The organism is Streptomyces violens (assembly GCF_000717745.1).
Lineage (GTDB): Bacteria > Actinomycetota > Actinomycetes > Streptomycetales > Streptomycetaceae > Streptomyces > Streptomyces violens.
This window is the reverse complement of the sequence record NZ_JOBH01000010.1, coordinates 26074-49704: the sequence shown is the minus strand read 5'-3', so window position 1 is coordinate 49704 and position 23631 is coordinate 26074. Positions and strand designations below refer to the sequence as shown.

The window sequence follows — 23631 nt, the reverse complement described above, 5'->3', positions numbered from 1 at the left end:
CGTAGATTTTTCGGCAAGGTACTGTGAAGGAACCGAGTCGGGGTCCGGGGTGTCCCCGGATAAACCCAGCCGCACCACACAAAACCGGGAGTGCCAGTGGCACGCGTCGTAGTCGACGTCATGCTCAAGCCCGAGATCCTCGACCCGCAGGGACAGGCGGTGCAGCGTGCACTGCCGCGTCTGGGCTTCGAGGGCATCTCCGACGTACGTCAGGGCAAGCGTTTCGAACTTGAGGTGGAGGGCCCGGTCGACGAGCCCGCCCTCGCCCGCATCCGTGAGATGGCCGAGACCTTCCTCGCCAACACCGTCATCGAAGACTTCGTCGTGCGGGTCGACTCATGACCGCTCGTATCGGAGTCATCACCTTCCCCGGAACGCTGGACGACCGCGACACCCAGCGCGCCGTCCGGCTCGCGGGGGCCGAGGCCGTGCCGCTGTGGCACAAGGACAAGGACCTCAAGCAGGTCGACGCCGTGGTGCTGCCCGGCGGCTTCTCCTACGGCGACTACCTGCGCGCCGGTGCCATCTCCCGCTTCTCGCCGGTCATGGACACCGTGATCGAGCAGGCCAAGGCGGGCATGCCGGTCCTCGGCATCTGCAACGGCTTCCAGGTCCTCACGGAGACGCACCTCCTCCCCGGTGCGATGCTGCGCAACAACCACCTCCACTTCATCTGCCGCGATCAGAAGCTGCGGGTGGAGAACGCCGGGACGGCGTGGACGGCGGACTACACCGCCGGCCAGGAGATCAACATCCCGCTGAAGAACATCGACGGCCGCTACGTCGCCGATGAGCGCACCCTCGACGAGCTGGAGGCCGAGGGCCGCGTCGCCTTCCGGTACCTGGACGTCAACCCCAATGGCTCGCTGCGGGACATCGCCGGCATCACCAATGCGGCCGGCAATGTCGTCGGCCTCATGCCGCACCCCGAGCACGCCGTCGAGCCGCTGATCGGTACGGGACGTACCGACGGCCTCGGATTCTTCACCTCGATCCTGAAGAAGTTGGTCAACGCATGACGCTGGACACGGTCAAGCACGCCGCCGGGACGCCCGACGTCGACCAGCCCTGGGCCGAACTGGGCCTGAAGCAGGAGGAGTACGAGCGGGTCCGCGAGATCCTCGGCCGCCGTCCCACCGGCGCCGAGCTCGCGATGTACTCCGTCATGTGGTCCGAGCACTGCTCCTACAAGAGCAGCAAGGTCCACCTCCGGCAGTTCGGCGAGAAGGCCCCGGAGACCGACGCGCTGCTCGTCGGCATCGGCGAGAACGCGGGCGTCGTGGACGTCGGCAACGGTTACGCGGTCACCTTCAAGGTCGAGTCGCACAACCACCCCTCGTACGTCGAGCCGTACCAGGGCGCCGCGACCGGTGTCGGCGGCATCGTCCGCGACATCATCGCGATGGGCGCCCGCCCGGTCGCCGTGGTCGACCCGCTGCGCTTCGGCGCCGCCGACCACCCCGACACCAAGCGCGTCCTCCCGGGCGTCGTCGCGGGCATCGGCGGCTACGGCAACTGCCTGGGCCTGCCCAACATCGGCGGCGAGGTCGTCTTCGACTCCTGCTACCAGGGCAACCCGCTGGTCAACGCCGGCGCCATCGGCGTCATGCGGCACGAGGACATCCACCTCGCCAAGGCGTCCGGCGCGGGCAACAAGGTCATCCTGTACGGCGCCCGGACCGGCGGCGACGGCATCGGCGGCGCGTCGATCCTGGCCTCCGAGACCTTCGACGACTCCAAGCCGTCGAAGCGCCCGGCCGTCCAGGTCGGCGACCCCTTCCAGGAGAAGCTCCTCATCGAGTGCACCCTGGAGGCGTTCGCCGAGAAGCTGGTCGTCGGCATCCAGGACCTCGGCGCGGCCGGCCTGTCCTGCGCCACCTCCGAGCTGGCCTCGAACGGCTCCGGCGGCATGCGCGTCGAGCTCGACGACGTACCGCTGCGCGACTCCACGCTCTCGCCCGAGGAAATCCTCATGAGCGAGTCGCAGGAGCGCATGTGCGCGGTCGTCGAGCCCGAGAAGGTCGACCGCTTCCTGGAGATCTGCGAGAAGTGGGACGTCACCGCCACCGTCATCGGTGAGGTCACCGACGGCGACCGGCTGGAGATCTTCTGGCACGGCGAGAAGATCGTCGACGTCGACCCGCGCACGGTGGCCCACGAGGGCCCGGTGTACGAGCGTCCGTACGCCCGCCCCGAGTGGCAGGACACCCTGCAGGCCGACGACGCCGCCAAGCTGGCCCGCCCGGCCAACGGCGACGAGCTGCGCGAGCAGGTCCTCAAGCTGGTCGGCTCGCCGAACCAGGCGTCCAAGTCCTGGATCACCTCCCAGTACGACCACTTCGTACAGGGCAACACCGTGCTGGCCAGCCCGGAGGACTCCGGGATGATCCGCATCGACGCCGAGTCCGGGCTGGGCGTGGCGCTCGCCACCGACGGCAACGGCCGCTTCGCGAAGCTGGACCCGTACCACGGTGCACAGCTCGCGCTCGCCGAGTCGTACCGGAACGTGGCCGCGACCGGCGCCAAGCCGCTCGCCGTCTCGGACTGCCTGAACTTCGGTTCGCCCGAGGACCCGGCCGTCATGTGGCAGTTCGCCGAGGCCATCCGCGGCCTCGCGGACGGCTGCCAGCAGCTGGGCACGCCGGTCACCGGCGGCAACGTCTCGCTCTACAACCAGACGGGCGAGGCCGCTATCCACCCGACGCCGGTCGTCGCCGTCCTCGGCGTGATCGACGACGTGGCCCGCCGTACGCCGGTCGCCTTCGCGGAAGAGGGCCAGCTCCTCTACCTGCTCGGCGACACCCGCGACGAGCTGAGCGGCTCGGCCTGGGCCCAGGTGATCCACGACCACCTGGGCGGCCTGCCGCCGGAGGTGGACCTGGAGCGCGAGCGGCTGCTCGCCGAGATCCTGATCTCCGCCTCCCGCGACGGCATGATCGACGCGGCGCACGACCTGTCCGACGGCGGACTGGTCCAGGCCCTGGTGGAGTCCTGCCTCAAGGGCGGCAAGGGCGCCCGGGTCGTCATCCCCGACGGCCAGGACCCCTTCGTCACGCTGTTCTCCGAGTCCGCGGGCCGCGCGGTCGTCTCGGTACCGCGCAGCGAGGAGCTCCGCTTCACCGACATGTGCGGTGCGCGCGGCCTCCCGGTGACCCGCATCGGCGTCGTCGACGGCGATGTCCTCGACGTGCAGGGCCAGTTCAGCATCCCGCTGAGCGAGCTGCGCACGGCGCACGAGGAGACGATCCCGGGCATCTTCGGCTGATCGCTTTCCTTGTCACGGGCGGTGTCCCCGCCGGAGAAATCCGGTGGGGCCACCGCCCGTTGGCGTTAGGCTCGCGCTCATGCCACCGGCCAAGAAGCGTCCTCGCAAGTACGACCCCGCCAAGACCCGGGCCGCGGTGACGGCGCAGTTCGCCCATGTACGTGAGGCCGTGCGGGCCTTCGGTACCGAGGAGTTCGCGCGGCCGACGCGGCTGGGGGAGTGGACCGTACGGGAGCTCGTCGTGCACTTCTCCATGGCGCTGGAGCATGTGGCGGCCGGCCTGGAGCGGCCGGTGCCGGCGCGGCAGGAGATGACGCTCGCCGAGTGGCCGTTCGCCACGGCGCCGCACGCCGACGGGATCGACGAGTACGTGCGGAAGACGGCGGCCGAGCAGGACCCGGTCGCGCTGCTGGACCGGACCGCCGAGCGGTACACCACGCTGGTGTCCGGCGCCGCCGACGACCGGCTGCTGCCGGTCAGGACCGGCGTGATGCGGCTGGACGAGTTCCTGGTGACCCGCTGCGTCGAGCTGGTCGTGCACACCGACGACCTGGCCGCGGCGACCGGTACGGAGATCCCGTACGACCGGCAGGCGCTGGCCGCCGCGACCCGGCTGCTCGCCGACGCGCTGGCGGAGAAGGCGCCGGGGGGCTCCGTGGAGGTACGGGTACCGCCCTTCGCGGTCGTGCAGTGCGTGGCGGGGCCCCGGCACACCCGCGGCACCCCGCCGAACGTCGTGGAGACCGACCCGCTGACCTGGCTGCGGCTGGCGACGGGGCGTACGTCCTGGGCCGACGCACTGGCGGACGCGGCGGTCAGCGCGAGCGGCGAACGGGCCGATCTGGGGGAGTACCTTCCGGTGCTGTCCTGAGAGGTTCCTGGGAGCCCGGCATTTGCTGACGGGAAAGACGTGGCGCACGAGTCACGGTCTCGGCGCAGAAAGCCCACTAAAGGGGGACTCGTCGTCCGGCCGGTCCGGCAATGGCGCGGAAGTGACGCTTCTCACCAGATGTGAGCTGCGGATAAGCAGCCGGTGATCGCCCCGGTCGCCGCGGCGTTCACCGCAAAGGCCGACATGACGGCGCCGCACCAGGAGCTATGGGGGCTGCGCTGTCTCGAAGCCGTCTCGAATTCGAGCGCTGACCGTGTGTTCACGTCAAGCACATCGTGCAGGTTCACGGCCATCCCCGGTTCGGATGAATCCCGTACCTGCCCTAGACTCATTGATGTGCGTGGTGACGGACGACTCAACCACGACCTGCTCCCTGGTGAGAAGGGTCCCCAGGACGCCTGCGGCGTCTTTGGTGTCTGGGCCCCGGGAGAAGAGGTCGCCAAACTCACTTATTTCGGGCTGTACGCGCTGCAGCACCGCGGACAGGAGTCTGCGGGCATCGCAGTGAGCAACGGCTCACAGATCCTGGTCTTCAAGGACATGGGGCTCGTTTCCCAGGTCTTCGACGAGACCTCCCTGGGCTCCCTCCAGGGCCACATCGCCGTGGGCCATGCCCGCTACTCCACCACCGGTGCGTCCGTGTGGGAGAACGCCCAGCCGACTTTCCGTGCCACCGCGCACGGCTCGATCGCGCTGGGCCACAACGGCAATCTGGTGAACACCGCCGAGCTGGCCGAGCTGGTCGCCGAGCTGCCCCGCGAGGGCGGCCGGGCGACGCAGGTCGCGGCCACCAACGACACCGACCTGGTGACGGCGCTGCTGGCCGGCCAGGTCGACGAGGACGGCAAGCCGCTGACCGTCGAGGAGGCCGCCCCGCGCGTCCTCCCGAAGGTCAAGGGCGCCTTCTCGCTGTGCTTCATGGACGAGCACACCCTGTACGCCGCCCGTGACCCGCAGGGCATCCGCCCGCTGGTCCTCGGCCGCCTGGAGCGCGGCTGGGTGGTCGCCTCCGAGACCGCGGCGCTGGACATCTGCGGCGCCAGCTTCATCCGGGAGATCGAGCCCGGTGAGATGGTCGCCATCGACGAGGACGGCCTGCGCGCCACCCGCTTCGCCGAGGCCCGCCCCAAGGGCTGCGTCTTCGAGTACGTCTACCTCGCCCGTCCCGACACGGACATCGCGGGCCGGAACGTGTACCTCTCCCGCGTGGAGATGGGCCGCAGGCTGGCTGCCGAGGCGCCCGCCGACGCGGACCTGGTGATAGCGACGCCCGAGTCCGGCACGCCGGCTGCGGTCGGCTATGCCGAGGCCAGCGGTATCCCGTTCGGCTCCGGCCTGGTCAAGAACTCCTACGTCGGCCGGACCTTCATCCAGCCCTCGCAGACCATCCGCCAGCTGGGCATCCGCCTGAAGCTCAACCCGCTGAAGGAAGTCATCCGCGGCAAGCGCCTGGTGGTCGTCGACGACTCGATCGTCCGCGGCAACACCCAGCGCGCGCTGGTACGGATGCTCCGCGAGGCCGGCGCCGCCGAGGTCCACGTCCGGATCTCCTCCCCGCCGATCAAGTGGCCGTGCTTCTTCGGCATCGACTTCGCCACCCGCGCCGAGCTGATCGCCAACGGTCTCTCGGTCGAGGAGATCGGCAAGTCCCTGGGTGCCGACTCGCTCTCGTACATCTCCATCGACGCCATGGTCGAGGCGACCACGATCGCCAAGCCCAACCTGTGCCGCGCCTGCTTCGACGGCGAGTACCCGATGGAGCTGCCCGACCCGGAGCTGCTCGGCAAGCACCTGCTGGAGTCGGAGACCGAGGGCCGGACGTCGTCCGACGTGGACGGTGTGCAGACGCTCACCGCCGGGGTCGGCGGCGCCGACGCGCTGCGTCGCCCGTAGAACCCCTGCAAGACGACACGAAAGCTCTCAGCCATGTCTGCTGAATCTCCTGCCGGTGCCAGCTACGCGAGCGCGGGCGTCGACATCGAAGCGGGCGACCGCGCCGTCGACCTCATGAAGAAGTGGGTCAAGAAGGCCACCCGCCCCGAGGTCGTCGGCGGCCTCGGCGGCTTCGCCGGCCTCTTCGACGCCTCCGCGCTCAAGCGGTACGAGCGCCCGCTGCTCGCCTCCGCGACCGACGGCGTGGGCACCAAGGTCGACATCGCCCGCAAGATGGGCGTGTACGACACGATCGGCCACGACCTGGTCGGCATGGTCGTGGACGACCTGGTCGTCTGCGGCGCCGAGCCGCTGTTCATGACCGACTACATCTGCGTCGGCAAGGTCTTCCCCGAGCGCGTCGCCTCGATCGTGAAGGGCATCGCCGAGGGCTGTGTGCTGGCCGGCTGCGCGCTGGTCGGCGGCGAGACCGCCGAGCACCCGGGCCTGCTGGGCGAGGACGACTTCGACGTCGCCGGGGCCGGTACGGGCGTGGTCGAGGCCGACCGCGTGCTGGGCGCGGATCGTATCCGTAAGGGTGACGTGGTGATCGCCATGGAGTCCTCCGGTCTTCACTCGAACGGGTACTCGCTCGTTCGCCACGTGCTCTTCGACCGCGCCGGCATGGGCCTGGACCGGGAGGTCGCCGAGTTCGGCCGCACCCTCGGCGAGGAGCTGCTGGAGCCCACCAAGATCTACTCGCTGGACTGTCTGGCGCTCACCCGCACCACCGACGTGCACGCCTTCTCGCACATCACCGGCGGCGGCCTCGCGGCCAACCTCGCGCGGGTGATCCCGGACGGACTGCACGCCACCGTCGACCGCTCCACCTGGACCCCCGGCGCGATCTTCGACCTGGTCGGCACGGCCGGCTCGGTCGAGCGCCTGGAGCTGGAGAAGACCCTGAACATGGGCGTCGGCATGATGGCCGTCGTGCCCCAGGAGTCGGTGGACGCGGCGCTCACCACTCTCGCGGACCGGGGCGTTACCGCCTGGGTCAGCGGCGAGATCGTCGAGCGCGGCGACCAGGCCGAGGCCGTGGCCCTGACCGGTGATTACGCAGGCTGACGCAGGCCCCGCACGGCAGCAGGGCAGCACAGAACCCGGTCCGGGCGATGCCCCGGACCGGGTCCGTGATGCTGCTGTTGCCTTGAGCGCGCGGCGGCGTCAGGCACGACGACGGTGGTCGGACGAGTTGCCCTCGTCCTCCTCATCGTCATCGTTGTTGTACAGGTCGGCGTACCGTGCGTACGGGTCGTCGTCCTCGTCATCCTCGAACGGCTCACCGTTCGGCGGCTGCTGTGCCGGCTGTTGCGGCGATGCACCCAGCTCTTCGGCCAGGCGTGAGAGATCAGTCCCACCGCTGTTGTACTTCAGCTGGCGGGCGACCTTCGTCTGCTTGGCCTTGGCCCGGCCGCGCCCCATGGCTCGACCCCCTCAACGACGGGGCTCGACGGCCCCAGAGTCTTGACACGCGTTCATGATTCAGAGCGGACTCTCGACGGAGAGTCCGGCCCGTAGGGCTTTAACGGTACCTGCTTCCGCGGCCATACGGTACGTCGCCCGCACCACCGGCCGCCCGGCATGACTCGCGGGACGCCCCGTACCCGCTGGTCAGCTGCGATTTTAACGTGTCACGTCCGGCGACCCGCCGGTGGGTGGTGAGGGATGTCTCCTTCACCGCCCACCGAGCGTGTCACTGTAGGAACCCCACGGTCACCGACGGCGGCCGCGGGGCGTGGCGACGGTCACGCGGAGCGTGCCTCCGCCATCCGGAGTTCGGCCAGCCGGTCCGCCGCCGCGGCCGGCGGGATGCCATCCGCCTTCGCATTCGCGAATATTGAAAGCGTGGTGTCGAAGATCTTCCCGGCCTTGATCTTGCACCGGTCGAAATCAAACCCGTGCAGCTCGTCCGCCACCTGGATGACACCGCCCGCATTGACCACATAGTCGGGCGCGTAAAGGATTCCGCGGTCGGCGAGATCCTTCTCCACGCCCGGGTGCGCGAGCTGGTTGTTGGCCGCGCCGCAGACCACCTTCGCGGTCAGAACCGGTACGGATTCATCGTTGAGCGCGCCGCCCAGCGCGCACGGCGCGTACACGTCGAGGCCCTCGGTACGGATGAGCGCCTCGGTGTCGACGGCCGCGCGGACCTGCGGGTGCGTGGCCAGAATTCGCTCCACCGATTCGGCCCGTACGTCCGTGATGACCACCTCTGCCCCGTCTTCGAGCAGGTGCTCGACGAGGTGGCGGCCGACCTTGCCGACGCCCGCGATGCCCACCTTCTTGTCGCGCAGGCTGGGGTCGCCCCACTGGTGCTGCGCGGCGGCGCGCATCCCCTGGAAGACGCCGTACGCGGTGAGGACGGAGGAGTCGCCGGCGCCGCCGTTCTCGGGCGAGCGGCCGGTGGTCCAGCGGTTCGTCCGGGCGACGACGTCCATGTCCGCGACGTACGTGCCGACGTCACAGGCCGTGACGTAACGGCCACCGAGGGAGGCCACACAGCGGCCATAAGCGAGCAGCAGCTCTTCGGTCTTGACCACATCGGGATCGCCGATGATCACGGCCTTGCCGCCGCCGTGCTCCAGGCCCGCGAGCGCGTTCTTGTACGACATGCCGCGCGAGAGGTTCAGTGCGTCCAGCACGGCCTCCTCCTCGGAGGCGTACGCGTGGAAGCGGGTGCCGCCCAGGGCCGGGCCGAGCGCGGTGCTGTGGATCGCGATCACGGCCTTGAGACCGCTGGCGCGGTCCTGGCAGAGCACGACCTGCTCATGGCCGCCCTGATCGGTCCGGAACAGGGTGTGCAGGACACCGTCATTGGTGCCTGCGGAGATCCCCGGCACGGAGTGCTCGGGGGAAGGACGTACGTCGGTCACTGTGGTGACTCCCATAGTCGCGGTGGACGCCCTCGGGTCGTTCCCCCCGCTTGTGGCAGGGGAAGCGGGGGGAGGGCCGGTCGGGGGAAGCGTATGACCTTCGACGCCCGTTGATCGGCACAGTGCGGAGGATCACCCCCTAGTGGGGGATGGGCATGGGACGATTTGCGCATGCCGGGCCGCTCGCCGGGGGCAACTCCCGGTGGTCTGCTCCCCCTTGGCAGACTCCTCTGCGGCGGACTTCCTTGCGGTCCTGCGGAGAGGGACCGACTGAAGAATGGAGCGGGCGTGGCCTTGGCGTCGTCGGTGATGGTCCCGTATGCGGCGTATCTACGGGTCTACGAACCGCTGGCAGCGTTCCCCGAGCCGGAGCGCGCCCACTGGGCGCAGTACGCCAAGCGGGACGACGCGCCCACCGCCCAGGACGAGCTGCGGCGCTCGCTGGCGGATCTGCTGGCGACCCCGCCCGTGGCGGTCCCCGTGCACGAGAGCGCCGACGCGTTCGTCGCCGTCGTGGACGGCGTGACGTGCGTGTGCCCCTGGCGGACGCGGCTGCGGGGCTGGCAGGCGCTGGAGGAGCTGCCCGAGCTGCTGCCGGCGCCGGTACTGGACGCCGCCCTGCCCCCGGTCGTCCGCCGGCAGGCCGCCGCCGACTATGAGCGGTGGCTGGATCTGAACCCTGACGCGCGCCCCTGGATCCGCACGGCGACCTGGCACGTACCGGTGCGCTGGTTCGTGCTCTTCAACGACGCGGAGCGTGAGTACACGAAGAGTGACCAAGGGCTCGTACTGCGTTACCGCACGCCGATGGTGGAGGCCAGACGCCGGGTCGCGCGCGGCCTGCGCACCCTCAAGGACGCGCTCGAAGAGGGCCCCCTGATCGACGGCCTGGTAGATGTGGGGCGCTGGCTGGAGGAATTCCACCCGCGCGCCCTCGTGGAGCTGGACTACGGGGGGCTGGTGCACGCCGTCCCCGAGGGGCAGCTTGCCGAGGACCATTCCGCCGCGGAAGTGGCGGAGGGGCTCACGGCGCTGCGCGAGGGGGACGGGGAGCGCGCCGGCGCGGCGTACGAGAAGCTGTCGGACCGCTGGCGTGCGGTCCGGGAGCGGCAGTACGCGAGCTGACCGCGGGCTTGGGTGATCATTTTCGGAGGCACGTGTCGCGATGACGCGCGCCTCCGTTGTGCGCCCCCGGCGGGCGTACCGGCGCGTGCCTACAGGTGGTGGGCTGCAGGCGATCCCTGTGCGGTGGTTGAGGTTTTTCTGTGCGGTGCTGTGTGATCACGGTGCGGTGGTTCGGATGTAGGGGACGTAGGTCCCGATCCGGTCTTTTCGCACAACAGTGACCTAAAGCACTGACTTCGGGCCTTGCCACCAACTACCACCCTCGTGCCAAAATAGGACAAGGAGCCTGACTGGGGCTCCTTCCGTCCAACTAAGGGCGGATAGATCGGTATTGCACTCCTTGGTGGGGCTGGTGACGCCTGGTCACGTTGTGACTGATCGTCACAGGGGCGTGACTGTCCGCTATGGCACGGTCCATCGGCTTCCGTCGAGGTTGAACACCTGAGAGGGCAATTCCATCGGTTTGGCCGACGCGGCTGGACAGATGGTGTAGTTGTAGTGCCGAGGACAAGCCGTTCGTCCTATAACCGACTCGGCCCGCGTCCGCCATTTCGGGCAACGCGGGTCAAGGTGCAGAATTTAGAGGAAAGAACCGTGATGGTTCGGTTCTCCCGAGGAGGCCGCTCATGACCGCTCGCACCCCTGACGCCGAGCCGCTGCTGACCCCTGCCGAGGTTGCCACGATGTTTCGTGTCGACCCCAAGACGGTGACCCGTTGGGCCAAGGCAGGCAAGCTCACGTCCATCCGGACTCTCGGTGGACATCGGCGCTACCGCGAGGCTGAGGTCCGCGCACTGCTGGCGGGCATCCCCCAGCAGCGCAGCGAGGCCTGAAAACACGCATGACCGGGCATTTCCGGGTCCCCCAACCCGCGACATGCCCATAGAGCACCACAAAGCTCCATATGACGAGGCGCCTGCCCCAACAGGCGCCGCACCTGCGCCACATGGGTACGTCATCGATCGCGCTGGACTCCGCCGGGTCCAGCGCGATCTTTTTTGTGCGCTCATGTGCCCTTGGGCCGCTCGCCCGCCCCCGTCGGCCGGGCGTGTCGCTGACGCTGTGTGCGCGGACCGGGGCGTCGCTGATGGTCACCGCCCACGGGGGTCCCGGAACTGCGGCCCTGTACCCAGCGGTACGGCCGAGGGGGCACCGGGATGGGCGGTGCAATTGCACATATTAAATTGACTGCCTGTAGGCAGGGCGTAAGTTCCCCTGATCCCAAAACTCGTACGGTGACACCCGTCACAGCCGTCAGTGGTTGTCCCATTGGCGGCCGCTGCGGTAGTGCACAGCGGTCAACCCGCTCCTCAACAGCCTCTCACCGCACGGGCGATGAGGGAGGCGTCATTGGTCACCTCGGGAGCGGACTTTCGTCCTCGCTGAAGATCGCGGGCGCGGAAATGACGACGCGGGGGGCCGGCCGCGGCATCGGTGGCCGCGAAGAAGCCGTCACGCGCCGCGTACGGGCCGCAGAGGCGTCCCCGGGCGCCGAAGAGCGTCCGGTGCGCGTCGCGGCCGCTGGTGCGCCCGCAGAGACGATCTTGGTCGCCGGGTCCTCCGGAGCGTGCTCGAGCGCCAGCCGCAGGAGCCGTCGGCACACCGGGCAGAGCCGGGTCGCGTGCCGGAAGCCCGCGGCGGCGGACAGATGCGCACGGAGCAGTGCGCCGGTCTCGTGTCTCCCCGTTGCCGTCATCGCCCGCACCTCCGCACCCCGCCCGTGCTTCGTGAGTACCGGCGGCGGGTGGCGCAGTCAAGGAGTCGGGCTGGGCGTCGGCGGCGGGGCGGGGGCCGAAAACCGGCCGCCAAGCACGAGCCGAGCGGCCCTGAGTACGACGAAAGGGCCCGCATCCTGATCGGATGCGGGCCCTTTCTGCTGCGGTCCTGACGGGATTTGAACCCGCGGCCTCCACCTTGACAGGGTGGCGAGCACTCCAAACTGCTCCACAGGACCTTGCTGCTTCCTCCGCTTGCGCGGTGGCTGCGAAGCAAGACTCTACAGCAGGTCAGGGGGTGCGGTCGAACTCGCTGCCGGGGAAGGCCCTGGTCGGCGCCCGGCGGTGACCCAGCGCACACCGGAAAGGCCCTGCGCCGCCTAGGGAGCGGCCGCGTCCACCGCCTTCACGATCCGCTTGTCGGAGATCGGATACGCGGTGCCCAGCGCGTGCGCGAAGTAGCTCACCCGCAGCTCCTCGATCATCCAGCGGATCTCCCGCGCCTGCTGCGGCACCGGCCGCCCCGCCGGGAACTGTTCCAGCAGCCAGGCGAATTCATCCTGCATCTCCTTCACCTTCGCCATCCGGGAGCGGTCCCGCTCGGCGTTGGTGGGCATCTGCTGGAGCCGGCGGTCGGCGGCGACGAGGTACCGCATCAGGTCCGGCAGCCGCTTGGCGCCGTGCTCGGTGACGAAGCCCGGCTTGATGAGCCGCGCCAGCTGATCCCGGACGTCCGCGACCGAGTCCAGCAGCACCGGCGAGGTGGTGTCCTTCAGCCGCCGCTCGCACGCCTGCCAGGCCGCCAGTACCTCGCGGACCTGCTGCACCGTCTTCATCGTGGCGTCGACCAGGTCGGCCCGCACCGCGTCGAAGAGCTTCTTGAACCCCTCCTCGTCCCAGGCCGGGCCGCCGTGCGCGGCGATCAGCCGGTCCGCCGCGGCGGTCACGCAGTCGTCGAAGAGCGACTGAATCGAGCCATGCGGATTACTGGAGAGCGCGAGCTTCTGCTGATTGGTGAGCTTGCTCTGCGCGAACTTGGCCGGGTTCGACTGGATGTTGAGCAGGATGAGGCGGCGGGTGCCGGCCCACATCGCGCTCCGCTGTTCCGCCTCGGTGTCGAAGAGTCGTACGGCCACCGAGGTGCCCTCGTCGACGAGCGCCGGGTACGCCTTCAGGGGCTGGCCCGCGCGCCGCGTCTCGAAGGTGTGCGGCAGCGTGCCGATGGTCCAGGAGGTCAGGCCCGTGCGCTGCTCCGGCCCCGCCGGGCCCGCGTCCGCGCCGCCCTTGCCGGGCTGCCCGCCCTGCTTCTGCGCCGCCTGCTTCTGGGCGGCCTGCTCGAACGCCTTGGAGATCGCCGCCCGGGTCTTGGGCTTGAGCTTCAGCCGCAGCGCTTCGAGGTCCTTGGCCTCGGCGAGCTTGCGCCGCCGCTCGTCCACCACGCGGAAGGTGATCTTCAAGTGGTCCGGCACCTTGGACCAGTCAAAATCAGCCGCGTCGACGGGCACGCCGACCATCCGCTGCAGCCCGGCCGCCAGCGAGGCGGTCAGCGGGCCCTGCAGCGGCACGGTCGTGTCCAGGAAGCGGGCCGCGAAGTTCGGCGCCGGCACGTAGTTGCGCCGGATCGGCTTCGGCAGGGACCGGATCAGCTCGGTGACCACCTGCTCGCGCAGACCCGGGATCTGCCAGTCGAAGCCCTCGGCCGTGACCTGGTTGAGCACCTGGAGCGGGATGTGGACGGTCACGCCGTCCGCGTCGGCGCCCGGCTCGAACTGGTACGTGACCCTGAACTTCAGCTTCCCCTGCCGCCAGGAGTCCGGGTAGTCGTCCTTGGTGACGGCCTCGGCGGTTTCGTTGATGAGCATCGAGTGCTCAAAGTTGAGGAGTTGGGGCTCCTCCTTGTGCTTCTTCTTCCACCACGAGTCGAAGTGCGCCCCGGATACGACGTGTTCGGGGATGCGCTGGTCGTAGAAGTCGAAGAGCGTCTCGTCGTCCACGAGGATGTCGCGGCGCCGGGCCCGGTGCTCCAGCTCCTCGACCTCGCCCAGCAGCTTGCGGTTGTCGTGGAAGAACTGGTGGTGGGTCCGCCAGTCGCCCTCGACCAGGGCGTTACGGATGAACAGGTCGCGCGAGGTCTCCGGGTCGATCCGGCCGTAGTTGACCTTGCGCTGAGCCACGATCGGTACGCCGTAGAGCGTGACCCGCTCGTACGCCATCACCGCGGCCATCTTCTGTTCCCAGTGCGGCTCGCTGTACGTCCGCTTCACCAGGTGCTGCGCGAGCGGCTCGACCCACTCCGGCTCGATCTTCGCGTTCACCCGCGCCCACAGGCGGGACGTTTCGACCAGCTCCGCCGACATGATCCAGCGCGGCGGCTTCTTGAAGAGCGCCGAGCCGGGGAAGACCGCGAACTTGGCGCTGCGGGCGCCCAGATACTCGTTCTTGGCGTCCGTATCCTTCAGCCCGATATGCGAGAGCAAACCAGCAAGCAGCGACGTGTGGATGTGATCCGGGGCCGCGTCCTGCTCCGCGAGATGGATGCCCATCGTCTTGGCGACCGTACGCAGCTGCGTATAGATGTCCTGCCACTCGCGTATCCGCAGGTAGTTCAGGAACTCATTGCGGCACATCCGGCGGAACGCCGACGAAGAGAGCGCCTTCTGCTGCTCCCTGACATACCGCCAGAGATTCAGATACGCCAGGAAGTCGCTGGTCTCGTCCTTGAAGCGGGCGTGCTGCTGGTCGGCCTGCTGCTGCTTGTCGGCGGGCCGCTCGCGCGGGTCCTGGATGGACAGTCCCGCGGCGATGACCATGACTTCGCGTACGCAGCCGTTGCGGTCGGCCTCCAGGACCATCCGCGCGAGCCGCGGGTCCACCGGGAGCTGCGAGAGCTTCCGGCCCATCTGGGTGAGCCGTTTCTTCGGGTCCTTCTGCTTCGGGTCGATCGCGCCGAGCTCCTCCAGGAGCTGCACACCGTCCTTGATGTTCCGGCGGTCCGGCGGATCGATGAACGGGAACTTCTCGATGTCCCCGAGCCCGGCCGCGGTCATCTGCAGAATGACCGACGCCAGATTCGTCCGGAGAATCTCCGCGTCCGTGAACTCCGGCCGGGACTCGAAGTCCTCCTCCGAGTACAGCCGGATGCAGATGCCGTCGCTGAGCCGGCCGCAGCGGCCCTTGCGCTGGTTGGCGCTGGCCTGCGAGATCGGCTCGATCGGCAGCCGCTGCACCTTCGTGCGGTAGCTGTACCGCGAGATCCGCGCCATGCCGGTGTCGATGACGTACCGGATGCCGGGGACCGTCAGCGAGGTCTCCGCGACGTTCGTCGCCAGAACGATCCTCCGGCCCGAATGGCGCTGGAAGACGCGGTGCTGCTCGGCGTGCGACAGACGCGCGTACAGCGGCAGTACCTCGGTGTTCTGCGCGATCGCACCGCCCCGGTTCAGGCGTTTGGTCAGCGCGTCCGCCGTGTCCCGGATCTCCCGCTCGCCGGAGAGGAAGACCAGGATGTCGCCGGGGCCCTCGGCCTGCAGCTCGTCGGCCGCGTCGCAGATCGCGGTGACCTGGTCCCGGTCGGCGTCGTCGCCGCCCTCCTCCAGCAACGGGCGGTACCGCACCTCCACCGGATACGTACGCCCGCTGACCTCGACGATCGGCGCGTCCCCGAAGTGCCGCGAGAACCGCTCGGGATCGATCGTGGCCGACGTGATGACGACCTTCAGATCGGGCCGCTTCGGCAGCAGCTGCGCCAGGTAGCCGAGCAGGAAGTCGATGTTGAGACTGCGCTCGTGCGCCTCGTCGATGATGATCGTGTCGTACTGGCGCAGCTCGCGGTCCGTCTGGATCTCGGCGAGCAGAATGCCGTCCGTCATCAGCTTGACGAGGGTGTCCCCGCCGACCTGATCCGTGAACCGGACCTTCCAGCCGACCGCCTCGCCCAGCGGGGTCTTCAGCTCCTCGGCGACCCGCTCCGCGACCGTACGGGCGGCGATCCGGCGCGGCTGGGTGTGCCCGATGAGGCCCTGGACGCCCCGCCCCAGCTCCAGACAGATCTTCGGAATCTGCGTCGTCTTGCCGGAGCCGGTCTCGCCCGCGACGATCACGACCTGGTGGTCACGTATCGCCTCACGGATGTCGTCCTTCTTCTGGCTGACCGGCAGCTGCTCGGGATACGTGATCTCCGGAACGGCGGCCCGGCGCTGCTCGACGCGCAGCTGTGCTTCGGCGATGCTCTCGGCGATCTCGGCCAGCACGGCGGCCCGGGCCTCGGGCTTGCGGATCCGGCGCGCGCCGTCGAGCCGGCGGCCGAGCCGCTGCTGGTCGCGCAGCATCAGCTCGGGGAGCTGCGCTCCCAGGGCGGACAGGGTGGGCGAAGTGCCCTCGGGCGTGGCGCCCTGGGCCGCGGCGGAGGCAGGCTGACTGGACATACGCGATCCAGGATCTCACCTCGCCGAAACGACTGGCGAACGAATTGCGGTCGGGAGGGGCCGGAGACGGTCGGGGGCGGCCGGATCCGGGCGTTCGGGGAGGTGCCGGTACCGGCCCGACGCCGGCCGAAGAGAATGTCCGCGATGGGTGTTTTAGCGTGGTCTCATGTCCGATGATCACGACGCCGGGTCCTCTGGCCACGGCGCGCACGGCAGGCCACGGACCGCGGCCGAGAAGTGGACGGCCTTCAAGAAGTCACCGTTCCTGCCCGCGACCGTCCTGATCTTCATCCTGGCGACCGCCGCCGGCCTCTTCGCCGGCTCGTACACCTTCTCCATGGCCAATCCGACCCCGCATCACGTCCCCACTGCCCTGGTCGGCCCGCCGGACGACGCGCGCGGCAAGAAGTTCGTCCAGGGTATGGAGCAGGCCCTGAACGCCTCGCTGGAGCTGCGCGAGTACCGGACGTACGCGCAGGCCCGCGAGGCCGTCGATGAGCAGAAGGTGTTCTCGGTCATCAGCGTGGACGGGTCCGGCGTACGGATGGATCTCTCCAGCGCGACCGGCGCCTCGGTGGCCCAGCTCCTCCAACAGGCCGCGCCGCAGGTGGGCAAGAAGACCGGTGTCCCGGTCGCGATCAAGGACATCAAGCCGGTACAGCCGGGCGACCCGCGCGGCCTGGCGCTCTTCTACATCTCGCTCGCCGCGGTGATCGTCGGCTTCGTCGGCGCCATCCAGCTGAGCGTGCACGCCCGCGCGCTCAACCCGGCCGAGCGGATCGCGTACACCCTCGCCTACAGCCTGCTCGGCGGATTCACCATCGCCGCGGTGGTGGACTGGCTGCTGGGCGCGCTGACGCTGCCGTTCGTACAGTCCTGGCTGATCCTGGCGTTCACGATGTTCACGTCCGGCATGGTCTTCACGATGTTCAACACCTTGATCGGGCGCTGGGCGATGGTGCCGACCTGGGGCCTGATGGTGCTGCTGGGCAACCCCTCGTCCGGCGGCGCGGTCTCCTGGCCGCTGCTGCCGTCCGTACTCGGCCACATCGGCCAGTGGCTGCCCCCGGGTGCCTCGGTGAACGCCCAGCACACGGCCGTCTACTTCCCCGGCCACCAGCACGTCTTCCCGTACCTGGTACTGGCCGGCTGGTCCCTGCTCTCCTGCACGGTCTTCTGGACCTGGCGCCACCGCCACCCGGGCGGCCGGGCTACGGGGCGGGGGCACGCGGCGTAAATCCCCAAGAGCGCACGAAAAAACCCCGGGAAAAACTTCCCGGGGTTTTGTGCGGTGGCTGGGGCCGGGGTCGAACCGGCGACCTTCCGCTTTTCAGGCGGACGCTCGTACCAACTGAGCTACCCAGCCACGAGGTTTCACGTGAAACCTCAGCGGTCCTGACGGGATTTGAACCCGCGGCCTCCACCTTGACAGGGTGGCGAGCACTCCAAACTGCTCCACAGGACCAAGCTTGTGCGAGCACTAGTCTCGCACATGGTGTTGCGTGCCCCCAACGGGATTCGAACCCGTGCTACCGCCTTGAAAGGGCGGCGTCCTGGGCCACTAGACGATGAGGGCTGATGGCCCACCTGGGCGCTTTGTCGGCGCCGTCGGGGACGTGAGAAGCATATGGGATGGGGGGACGGTTCGCCAAAACGGTTTACGAACGGGGGGTCGGTGAGGTCCGCGAAGGGGTGGGTGACGGGGTGGCGCCGGGCCGGTTGTCGGCCGGTAGGTGACGGCTGACCTCGGCCTTCGACAGGCCCAGCCCGCCGAGTGTGATCTCGTCCCAGGCCTGGAGGCGCCGGGTCTCCCGGTCCAGATAGAGCACCGACGCCTGCACCTGTTCGGGTGTCGCGCCCTCGACCGCGCGCAGCCCGCCGCCGCCCGTGGAGCCCTCGACCATCAGCCGGGTGCCGTGCGGCAGCGTCCGGGTGTCGCGGTGGTGGACGTGGCCGGAGAGGACGAGGGGGACCAGGCCGTCGGTCTCGGCGGCGGCGACCGGATTGTGCGCGAGGGCGATGTCGGCGGGGGTGCGGGCGCGGGAGAGGGTGCGCAGGGATTCGGCGAGCCGCCGGCCCGCGGCGCGCTCCGCGCCGTCCCCGGACGCGGCGACCGAGCGGTCCGGGGTGAACTGCGGATCGCCCACGCCCGCGATGCGCAGGCCCCCGGCGCGTACGGAGGTGCCCTCGTCCACGACCTGCACGTTCTTCAGCTTCTTGCTCCGCGCGAGGTACTTCTGCGTCGTCATCGAGTCGTGGTTGCCGCGCACCCAGACGTACGGGGCGCCGAGCGTGCCGATCGGGTCGAGGAAGTGGTTCTCGGCGGCCGTGCCGTGGTCCATGGTGTCGCCGGTGTCGATGATCACGTCGATGTCGTACTGCTTCACCAGGGACTTGATGATCTGCCAGGCGGCCGGGTTCAGATGGATGTCGGAGACGTGCAGGACGCGGACGGTGGTGGGGTCCGGCTGGTACGCGGGCAGCGTGGACGTCGCGTCGTAGAGCTTGGTGACGTTGGTGACCAGGCGGGCCAGCTCCTTCTGGTACACGTCGAACTCGCTCACGATGGAGCGGGCGTTGCCGACCACGGAGGGCGCGGAGGACAGCAGCCCGGAGAAGCGCGGTTCCAGTACGGACTTGGGGTTCCAGGTGGCGTACGCGGCTCCGCCGGAGGCGGCGAGCAGGGCGAGGGCGAGGCCGCCGGCGGCGAGCGCGCGGCGCGGCCTCCGGTACACCGCGAGGCCCAGCGCGGTCGCGCCGGCGACCACGGCCACGCAGGAGCGGAAGGCGAGGTCGGCGGTGCCGCGCTCGACGTCCCGGGTGACCTCGGCCTGCAGCCCGGAGAACCGCTCGGGGTGGTCGACCAGGGCCTGGGCGCGTGCCGGGTCCAGCTGGTCCACGTCGACGTCGAGCCGTATCGGGGCGTGGTGGCTCTGCAGCTCCAGCGCGCCGAGCGGGGAAACGCCGATCTTCGTGCCGCCGCTGAAGGACGGACGCAGCGTCATCGTCGTGTCCACCGGCCCCACGGGGGCGCGGACGCTGCCGACGATCAGCAGGCCGAGCCAGGCGCCGAGCAGGGTCACGACGATCAGTCCGAGGGCGCGGGCATACGGGTGCGGCGGGTGCGTCAGCGTGAAGGTGGGGGCCTGGTGGTGGGCGCGGTAGTGCCGCAGGACGGCGGCTGGGGCGCTCCGGACGCGGTCGTACGCGGCGCGGAGCAGCCGGAGCACGGAGGAGCCGGGGGGCGGCCCCCCGGACGGCGCGGTGCGGGCCATTGTGCCCGTATGCCCGTATGCGGGGCCCGTTATGCCGGAGGCTGGGGCATACGTGGGGTGGCGATGCGGAACGGGCGGGCGTGCCGGGGCGTACGCGGCGGTGGCGTGCCGGAGTGCGGGCGGCAGCGCAGTACGGCGGGAGCGGAGTGCGGGCGGGAGCGCAGTACGGGAGTGCGCGCGGGAATGTGGTGGACGCGGCCGGCGCGAGGGCGGCCGCTCCGAGCGGCTCCGTGACCCACAATGGGCGCGTGCTGGAGATGACGCGCGAGGAGTTCGAGGAACTGGTCGGCGAAGCGCTGGACCGGATTCCGCCGGAGCTGACCCGCCTGATGGACAACGTGGCCGTGTTCGTCGAGGACGAGCCCCCGGCGGAAGACCCCGACCTGCTCGGGCTCTACGAAGGGACGCCGCTGACGGAGCGGGGCGAGTGGTACGCGGGCGTGCTGCCGGACCGGATCACCATCTACCGGGGCCCGACGCTCCGGATGTGCGACACCCGCGAGGACGTGGTCACCGAGACCGAGGTCACGGTCGTCCACGAGATCGCCCACCACTTCGGCATCGACGACGAACGGCTGCACGCGCTCGGGTACGGGTGAGGCTGCAGGCGCGCCGATACGGGGGACGGACGGGCGCGCGCCTACGGGTACGGCCAGTACGGCGGACGCGCGCGTAGGACGGGCGGCGTCCCGCGCGTGTCCTCCGGCGGGCGGCGGGAGTTGGGCAGTGCACCTGTCCCGCGTGTCCGCTCCGGATCCGGAGGTCCCGCCCGTGCCTCGCCCACTCCCCGTCAGTCGTCCGCCCCGGCCCGTAGCGCCGTCCGCCCCACCGCTGCCGTCCGCCCCCTTCGCCACTCCTGCCTCCGCCGCCCCTTCCGCCTCCGTCTCCTCCGCCTCCTCGCCCGCGTCCGCCGACGGCTCGGTCTCGCCCCGTACGGCGGCGCGTACGGCCCGCTCCCTGGCCCGTACGGCCGCCGCGGTCGCCGCGGCCTCCGCCTTCGCCGTCTCGCTCACCGGCTGCATGAGCGTCAGCGAGGACGCGCCGAAGTCCAATCCGTCCGGCCGCTCCGCCGGGGAGCACGGCAGCGACGCCCAGCCGGACGGCGGATCGGCCGAAGCGCCCGGTGGCGGGCCGCGCCGGATGGGCCGGTCCTCGGGCCCGATGGAGGACGGCCGTCCCGCCGCGCCTTCGGACGGCGCGGGCCCGTCGGCGGACGAGAAGCGCACCCCGACGGCTCCGGGGAGCGACGGGACGACGGGCAGCGGACGTCCGGGGTCGGAGAGCCCCACGGAGGGCAGCCCGCCCCGCCCGGCCCCGCCCCGGCCCTCCGGCTCCCCGAAGCCGACGCCCACCCCCTCCCCGACGACCCCGGCGCCGGACCCGACGCCCACGCCGAGCCAGGACCCGCCCCCGAGCAGCCCTTCACAGACCGGCCCGCAGTCGGGCACCCCGCAGTCGAGCCCTCCGGAGTCGTAGGGGCGGAGATCGGTCGTTGACCGGCGGAAACCGGACTATCGGCGGACGGGCGGCGGTGTCGGGCCGGTGCCGCCCGGTAGCGCATTTGCCTTCAGGGGGATCGGGTGCGTATGGTGGTAGATCGTTTGATCCCATTTGCCCGGCGCCCACCGGATCCTCTTCTCCGAAGAGGACGAAGCGCGCCGCGTGGCGCGTTCTCTCCTTGCCGTGGCTGACCGCATAGAGGCGGTCTTTTGTGAAACAACACGGAGTTTGGGCGCGTGCCGAGACTCCGGAAGGTTTCGCATTTCGCATGTCCATTTCCACTGACCAGTCCGCCATGCCCGCACACGACGAGCAGGCCCTCCTCACCGACGACCAGGCCGTGCGCCAGGACGAGCAGGCCATCGCCGCCGTCGAGCCCGCCGAGGCCGTCGAGTCCACCGAAGCCGTCGCCGACGAGCCGCAGGCCCCCGAAGAGCCGGGGATCACCTTCGCGGACCTGGGCCTGGACGAGAAGATCGTCCGCAAGCTGGCGCAGAACGGTGTCACCACCCCGTTCCCGATCCAGGCGGCGACCATCCCGGACGCCATCGCCGGCCGCGACATCCTCGGCCGCGGCCGCACCGGCTCCGGTAAGACCCTCTCCTTCGGTCTCCCGCTGCTGACCCAGCTGTCCGGCGGCTTCACCGAGAAGAAGCGCCCGCGCGGCGTCATCCTCACCCCGACCCGTGAGCTGGCCATGCAGGTCGCCGACGCGCTGCAGCCGTACGGTGACGTCCTCGGCCTGAAGATCAAGGTCGTCTGCGGCGGTACGTCCATGGGCAACCAGATCTACGCCCTGGAGCGCGGCGTCGACATCCTCGTCGCCACCCCGGGCCGGCTGCGCGACATCATCAACCGCGGCGCCTGCTCCCTGGACAAGGTCGAGGTCGCGGTCCTGGACGAGGCCGACCAGATGGCCGACCTGGGCTTCCTGCCCGAGGTCACCGAGCTGCTCGACCTGGTGCCGGCCGGCGGCCAGCGGATGCTCTTCTCCGCCACGATGGAGAACGAGATCGGCACGCTGGTCAAGCGCTACCTGAACAACCCGGTCAGCCACGAGGTCGACAGCGCTCAGGGCAACGTCACGACCATGACCCACCACGTGCTGGTCGTGAAGCCCAAGGACAAGGCGCCGGTCACCGCCGCCATCGCCGCCCGTAAGGGCCGCACGATCATCTTCGTCCGTACGCAGCTGGGCGCCGACCGCGTCGCCGAGCAGCTGTGCGACTCCGGTGTCCGCGCCGACGCGCTGCACGGTGGCATGACGCAGGGTGCGCGTACTCGTACGCTCGCCGACTTCAAGGACGGTTACGTCAACGTCCTGGTCGCCACCGACGTCGCCGCGCGCGGCATCCACGTCGACGGCATCGACCTGGTCCTGAACGTGGACCCGGCCGGCGACCACAAGGACTACCTGCACCGTTCCGGCCGTACGGCCCGCGCCGGCCAGTCCGGCACGGTGGTCTCCCTGGCCCTGCCGCACCAGCGCCGGCAGATCTTCCGCCTGATGGAGGACGCGGGCGTGGACGCCTCGCGCCACATCGTGGGCGGCGCCGGCCAGTTCGACGAGGACGTGGCCCGGATCACCGGTGCCCGGTCGCTGACCGAGGTACAGGCCGAGTCGGCCGCGAACTCCGCCAAGCAGGCCGAGCGCGAGGTCGCCGAGCTGACCCGCGAGCTGGAGCGGCTGCAGCGCCGCGCCGCCGAGCTGCGCGAGGAGGCGGACCGGCTGACCGCCCGTGCCGCGCGTGAGCGGGGCGAGGACCCGGAGGCCGCGGTGCAGGCCAAGGCCGAGGCGGACGCCGCGGCCGAGGCGGAGAGCGCCGCGAAGACCGAGGCGTCGCTGCCGGCCCAGGCCGCGCGCACTCCGGAGGCCGACGAGGCGCCGCGCCGCTCCACGTACCGCGACGAGCGCGGCAACTTCGAGCGCCGTGACCGTCGGGACGACCGTGGCGGCCGGTCCTTCGACCGTCGTGATGACCGTAACGACCGCGGTGGCGACCGTGGTGGCTTCAACCGTGACCGTCGGGATGACCGCGGTGGCCGTTCGTTCGACCGCAACGACCGCAATGACCGCGGTGGCGACCGTGGCGGTTTCAACCGTGACCGTCGGGACGACCGTGGCGGCCGTTCGTTCGACCGCAACGACCGTAACGACCGCGGTGGCGACCGTGGTGGCTTCAACCGTGACCGTCGGGACGACCGCGGTGGCCGTTCGTTCGACCGCAACGACCGTAACGACCGCGGTGGCGACCGTGGCGGCTTCAACCGTGACCGTCGGGACGACCGTGGCGGCCGTTCCTTCGACCGCAACGACCGCGGTGGTGACCGCGGCGGCTTCAACCGTGACGACCGTGGCGGCCGCTCCTTCGAGCGCCGCGACCACCGTGGCGGCGACCGCCCGTTCAACCGTGACCGCCGTGACGACCGCCCGTCGTCCTTCGGCCGCGACCGTGACAACGACCGCCGCCCGCACGGCCGCCGGGACGACCACCGCGGCGGCAACGCCGGTGGCCGCTCCTTCGACCGCCGCGCCGACAAGCCGCGCTGGAAGCGCAACGGCTGATCAGGGTGGAGCGCGCACCGCGGAAACGTCCATGCAGTACTGAGGCGTCCGCACAGCGCTG

General features: G+C 70.2%; 17 protein-coding genes and 4 tRNA genes. 12 read left to right on the top strand and 9 right to left on the bottom strand.

The window, feature by feature from the left end:
* Positions 1-96 precede the first annotated feature (96 nt).
* The 6 genes from purS (at position 97) to purM (ending at position 7157) form a co-directional block, all read left to right on the top strand.
* On the top strand, positions 97-342 hold the full coding sequence (gene purS / locus IF04_RS0119450) for a phosphoribosylformylglycinamidine synthase subunit PurS (protein ID WP_030259003.1): 246 nt from the start codon (positions 97-99) through the stop codon (positions 340-342).
* A complete protein-coding gene (gene purQ / locus IF04_RS0119445; protein WP_030259000.1) occupies positions 339-1019 on the top strand; it encodes a phosphoribosylformylglycinamidine synthase subunit PurQ in 681 nt (226 codons plus the stop codon). The genes purS and purQ overlap by 4 nt, the downstream gene beginning before the upstream one ends.
* Entirely contained in the window at positions 1016-3265 is a 2250-nt protein-coding gene (purL, locus tag IF04_RS35840; RefSeq protein ID WP_037959990.1) for a phosphoribosylformylglycinamidine synthase subunit PurL, read from the top strand. The genes purQ and purL overlap by 4 nt, the downstream gene beginning before the upstream one ends.
* A gap of 79 nt (positions 3266-3344) precedes the next feature.
* Positions 3345-4136, top strand: a complete 792-nt coding sequence (locus IF04_RS0119435) for a maleylpyruvate isomerase family mycothiol-dependent enzyme (RefSeq protein WP_030258996.1) — start codon at positions 3345-3347, stop codon at positions 4134-4136.
* 357 nt (positions 4137-4493) lie between these two features.
* Positions 4494-6050: an amidophosphoribosyltransferase gene (purF, locus tag IF04_RS0119425; protein ID WP_030258990.1), complete on the top strand. Its 1557-nt coding sequence runs from the start codon at positions 4494-4496 to the stop codon at positions 6048-6050.
* Between the two features lie 33 nt (positions 6051-6083).
* The gene (purM, locus tag IF04_RS0119420) at positions 6084-7157 is read left to right on the top strand and encodes a phosphoribosylformylglycinamidine cyclo-ligase (protein WP_030258987.1); all 1074 of its coding nucleotides are present in this window, start codon (positions 6084-6086) and stop codon (positions 7155-7157) included.
* A gap of 99 nt (positions 7158-7256) precedes the next feature.
* Here purM and IF04_RS0119415 read toward each other — a convergent pair whose 3' ends face one another.
* Positions 7257-7514: a DUF3073 domain-containing protein gene (locus IF04_RS0119415; protein WP_030258983.1), complete on the bottom strand. Its 258-nt coding sequence runs from the start codon at positions 7512-7514 to the stop codon at positions 7257-7259.
* Positions 7515-7837: 323 nt separating this feature from the next.
* Positions 7838-8980, bottom strand: a complete 1143-nt coding sequence (locus tag IF04_RS0119410; protein ID WP_030258979.1) for a Leu/Phe/Val dehydrogenase — start codon at positions 8978-8980, stop codon at positions 7838-7840.
* Between the two features lie 273 nt (positions 8981-9253).
* Between IF04_RS0119410 and IF04_RS0119405 the strand changes: the two genes are divergently transcribed.
* Together IF04_RS0119405 and bldC are read left to right on the top strand one after the other, a co-directional pair.
* On the top strand, positions 9254-10090 hold the full coding sequence (locus IF04_RS0119405; RefSeq protein ID WP_030258976.1) for a DUF8083 family protein: 837 nt from the start codon (positions 9254-9256) through the stop codon (positions 10088-10090).
* 626 nt (positions 10091-10716) lie between these two features.
* A complete protein-coding gene (bldC, locus tag IF04_RS0119400) occupies positions 10717-10923 on the top strand; it encodes a developmental transcriptional regulator BldC (protein ID WP_003949541.1) in 207 nt (68 codons plus the stop codon).
* Between the two features lie 521 nt (positions 10924-11444).
* Here bldC and IF04_RS39850 read toward each other — a convergent pair.
* The 3 genes from IF04_RS39850 to hrpA all read right to left on the bottom strand — a co-directional run bounded on the left by IF04_RS39850 (position 11445) and on the right by hrpA (position 16229).
* Positions 11445-11786, bottom strand: coding sequence for a DUF6274 family protein (locus IF04_RS39850; protein WP_078600494.1), 342 nt, complete (start codon positions 11784-11786; stop codon positions 11445-11447).
* A gap of 183 nt (positions 11787-11969) precedes the next feature.
* Positions 11970-12044, bottom strand: a tRNA-Asp gene (locus IF04_RS0119395).
* A 141-nt stretch (positions 12045-12185) separates the two neighbouring features.
* Positions 12186-16229, bottom strand: a complete 4044-nt coding sequence (gene hrpA / locus IF04_RS0119390; RefSeq protein WP_030258973.1) for an ATP-dependent RNA helicase HrpA — start codon at positions 16227-16229, stop codon at positions 12186-12188.
* Positions 16230-16395: 166 nt separating this feature from the next.
* Between hrpA and IF04_RS0119385 the strand changes: the two genes are divergently transcribed.
* Positions 16396-17466 carry an ABC transporter permease gene (locus IF04_RS0119385; protein ID WP_030258969.1) on the top strand — a complete coding sequence of 357 codons (1071 nt, stop codon included), beginning with the start codon at positions 16396-16398 and terminating at the stop codon, positions 17464-17466.
* Positions 17467-17521: 55 nt separating this feature from the next.
* Here the strand turns inward: IF04_RS0119385 and IF04_RS0119380 are convergent.
* The 4 genes from IF04_RS0119380 to IF04_RS0119365 form a co-directional block, all read right to left on the bottom strand.
* Positions 17522-17595, bottom strand: a tRNA-Phe gene (locus IF04_RS0119380).
* Between the two features lie 24 nt (positions 17596-17619).
* Positions 17620-17694: transfer RNA gene (locus IF04_RS0119375), tRNA-Asp, on the bottom strand.
* Positions 17695-17732: 38 nt separating this feature from the next.
* Positions 17733-17805 (bottom strand) — tRNA-Glu (locus IF04_RS0119370).
* A gap of 82 nt (positions 17806-17887) precedes the next feature.
* A complete protein-coding gene (locus IF04_RS0119365; RefSeq protein ID WP_030258966.1) occupies positions 17888-19504 on the bottom strand; it encodes a metallophosphoesterase family protein in 1617 nt (538 codons plus the stop codon).
* A 248-nt stretch (positions 19505-19752) separates the two neighbouring features.
* On the opposite strand from IF04_RS0119365, the gene IF04_RS0119360 reads away from it, so the two are divergent.
* The 3 genes from IF04_RS0119360 (at position 19753) to IF04_RS0119350 (ending at position 23570) form a co-directional block, all read left to right on the top strand.
* The gene (locus IF04_RS0119360) at positions 19753-20103 is read left to right on the top strand and encodes a metallopeptidase family protein (RefSeq protein WP_030258963.1); all 351 of its coding nucleotides are present in this window, start codon (positions 19753-19755) and stop codon (positions 20101-20103) included.
* Positions 20104-20275: 172 nt separating this feature from the next.
* Positions 20276-20980, top strand: coding sequence for a hypothetical protein (locus IF04_RS0119355; protein WP_157847681.1), 705 nt, complete (start codon positions 20276-20278; stop codon positions 20978-20980).
* A gap of 292 nt (positions 20981-21272) precedes the next feature.
* Entirely contained in the window at positions 21273-23570 is a 2298-nt protein-coding gene (locus IF04_RS0119350) for a DEAD/DEAH box helicase (RefSeq protein ID WP_030258958.1), read from the top strand.
* The last annotated feature ends 61 nt before the right edge of the window (positions 23571-23631 follow it).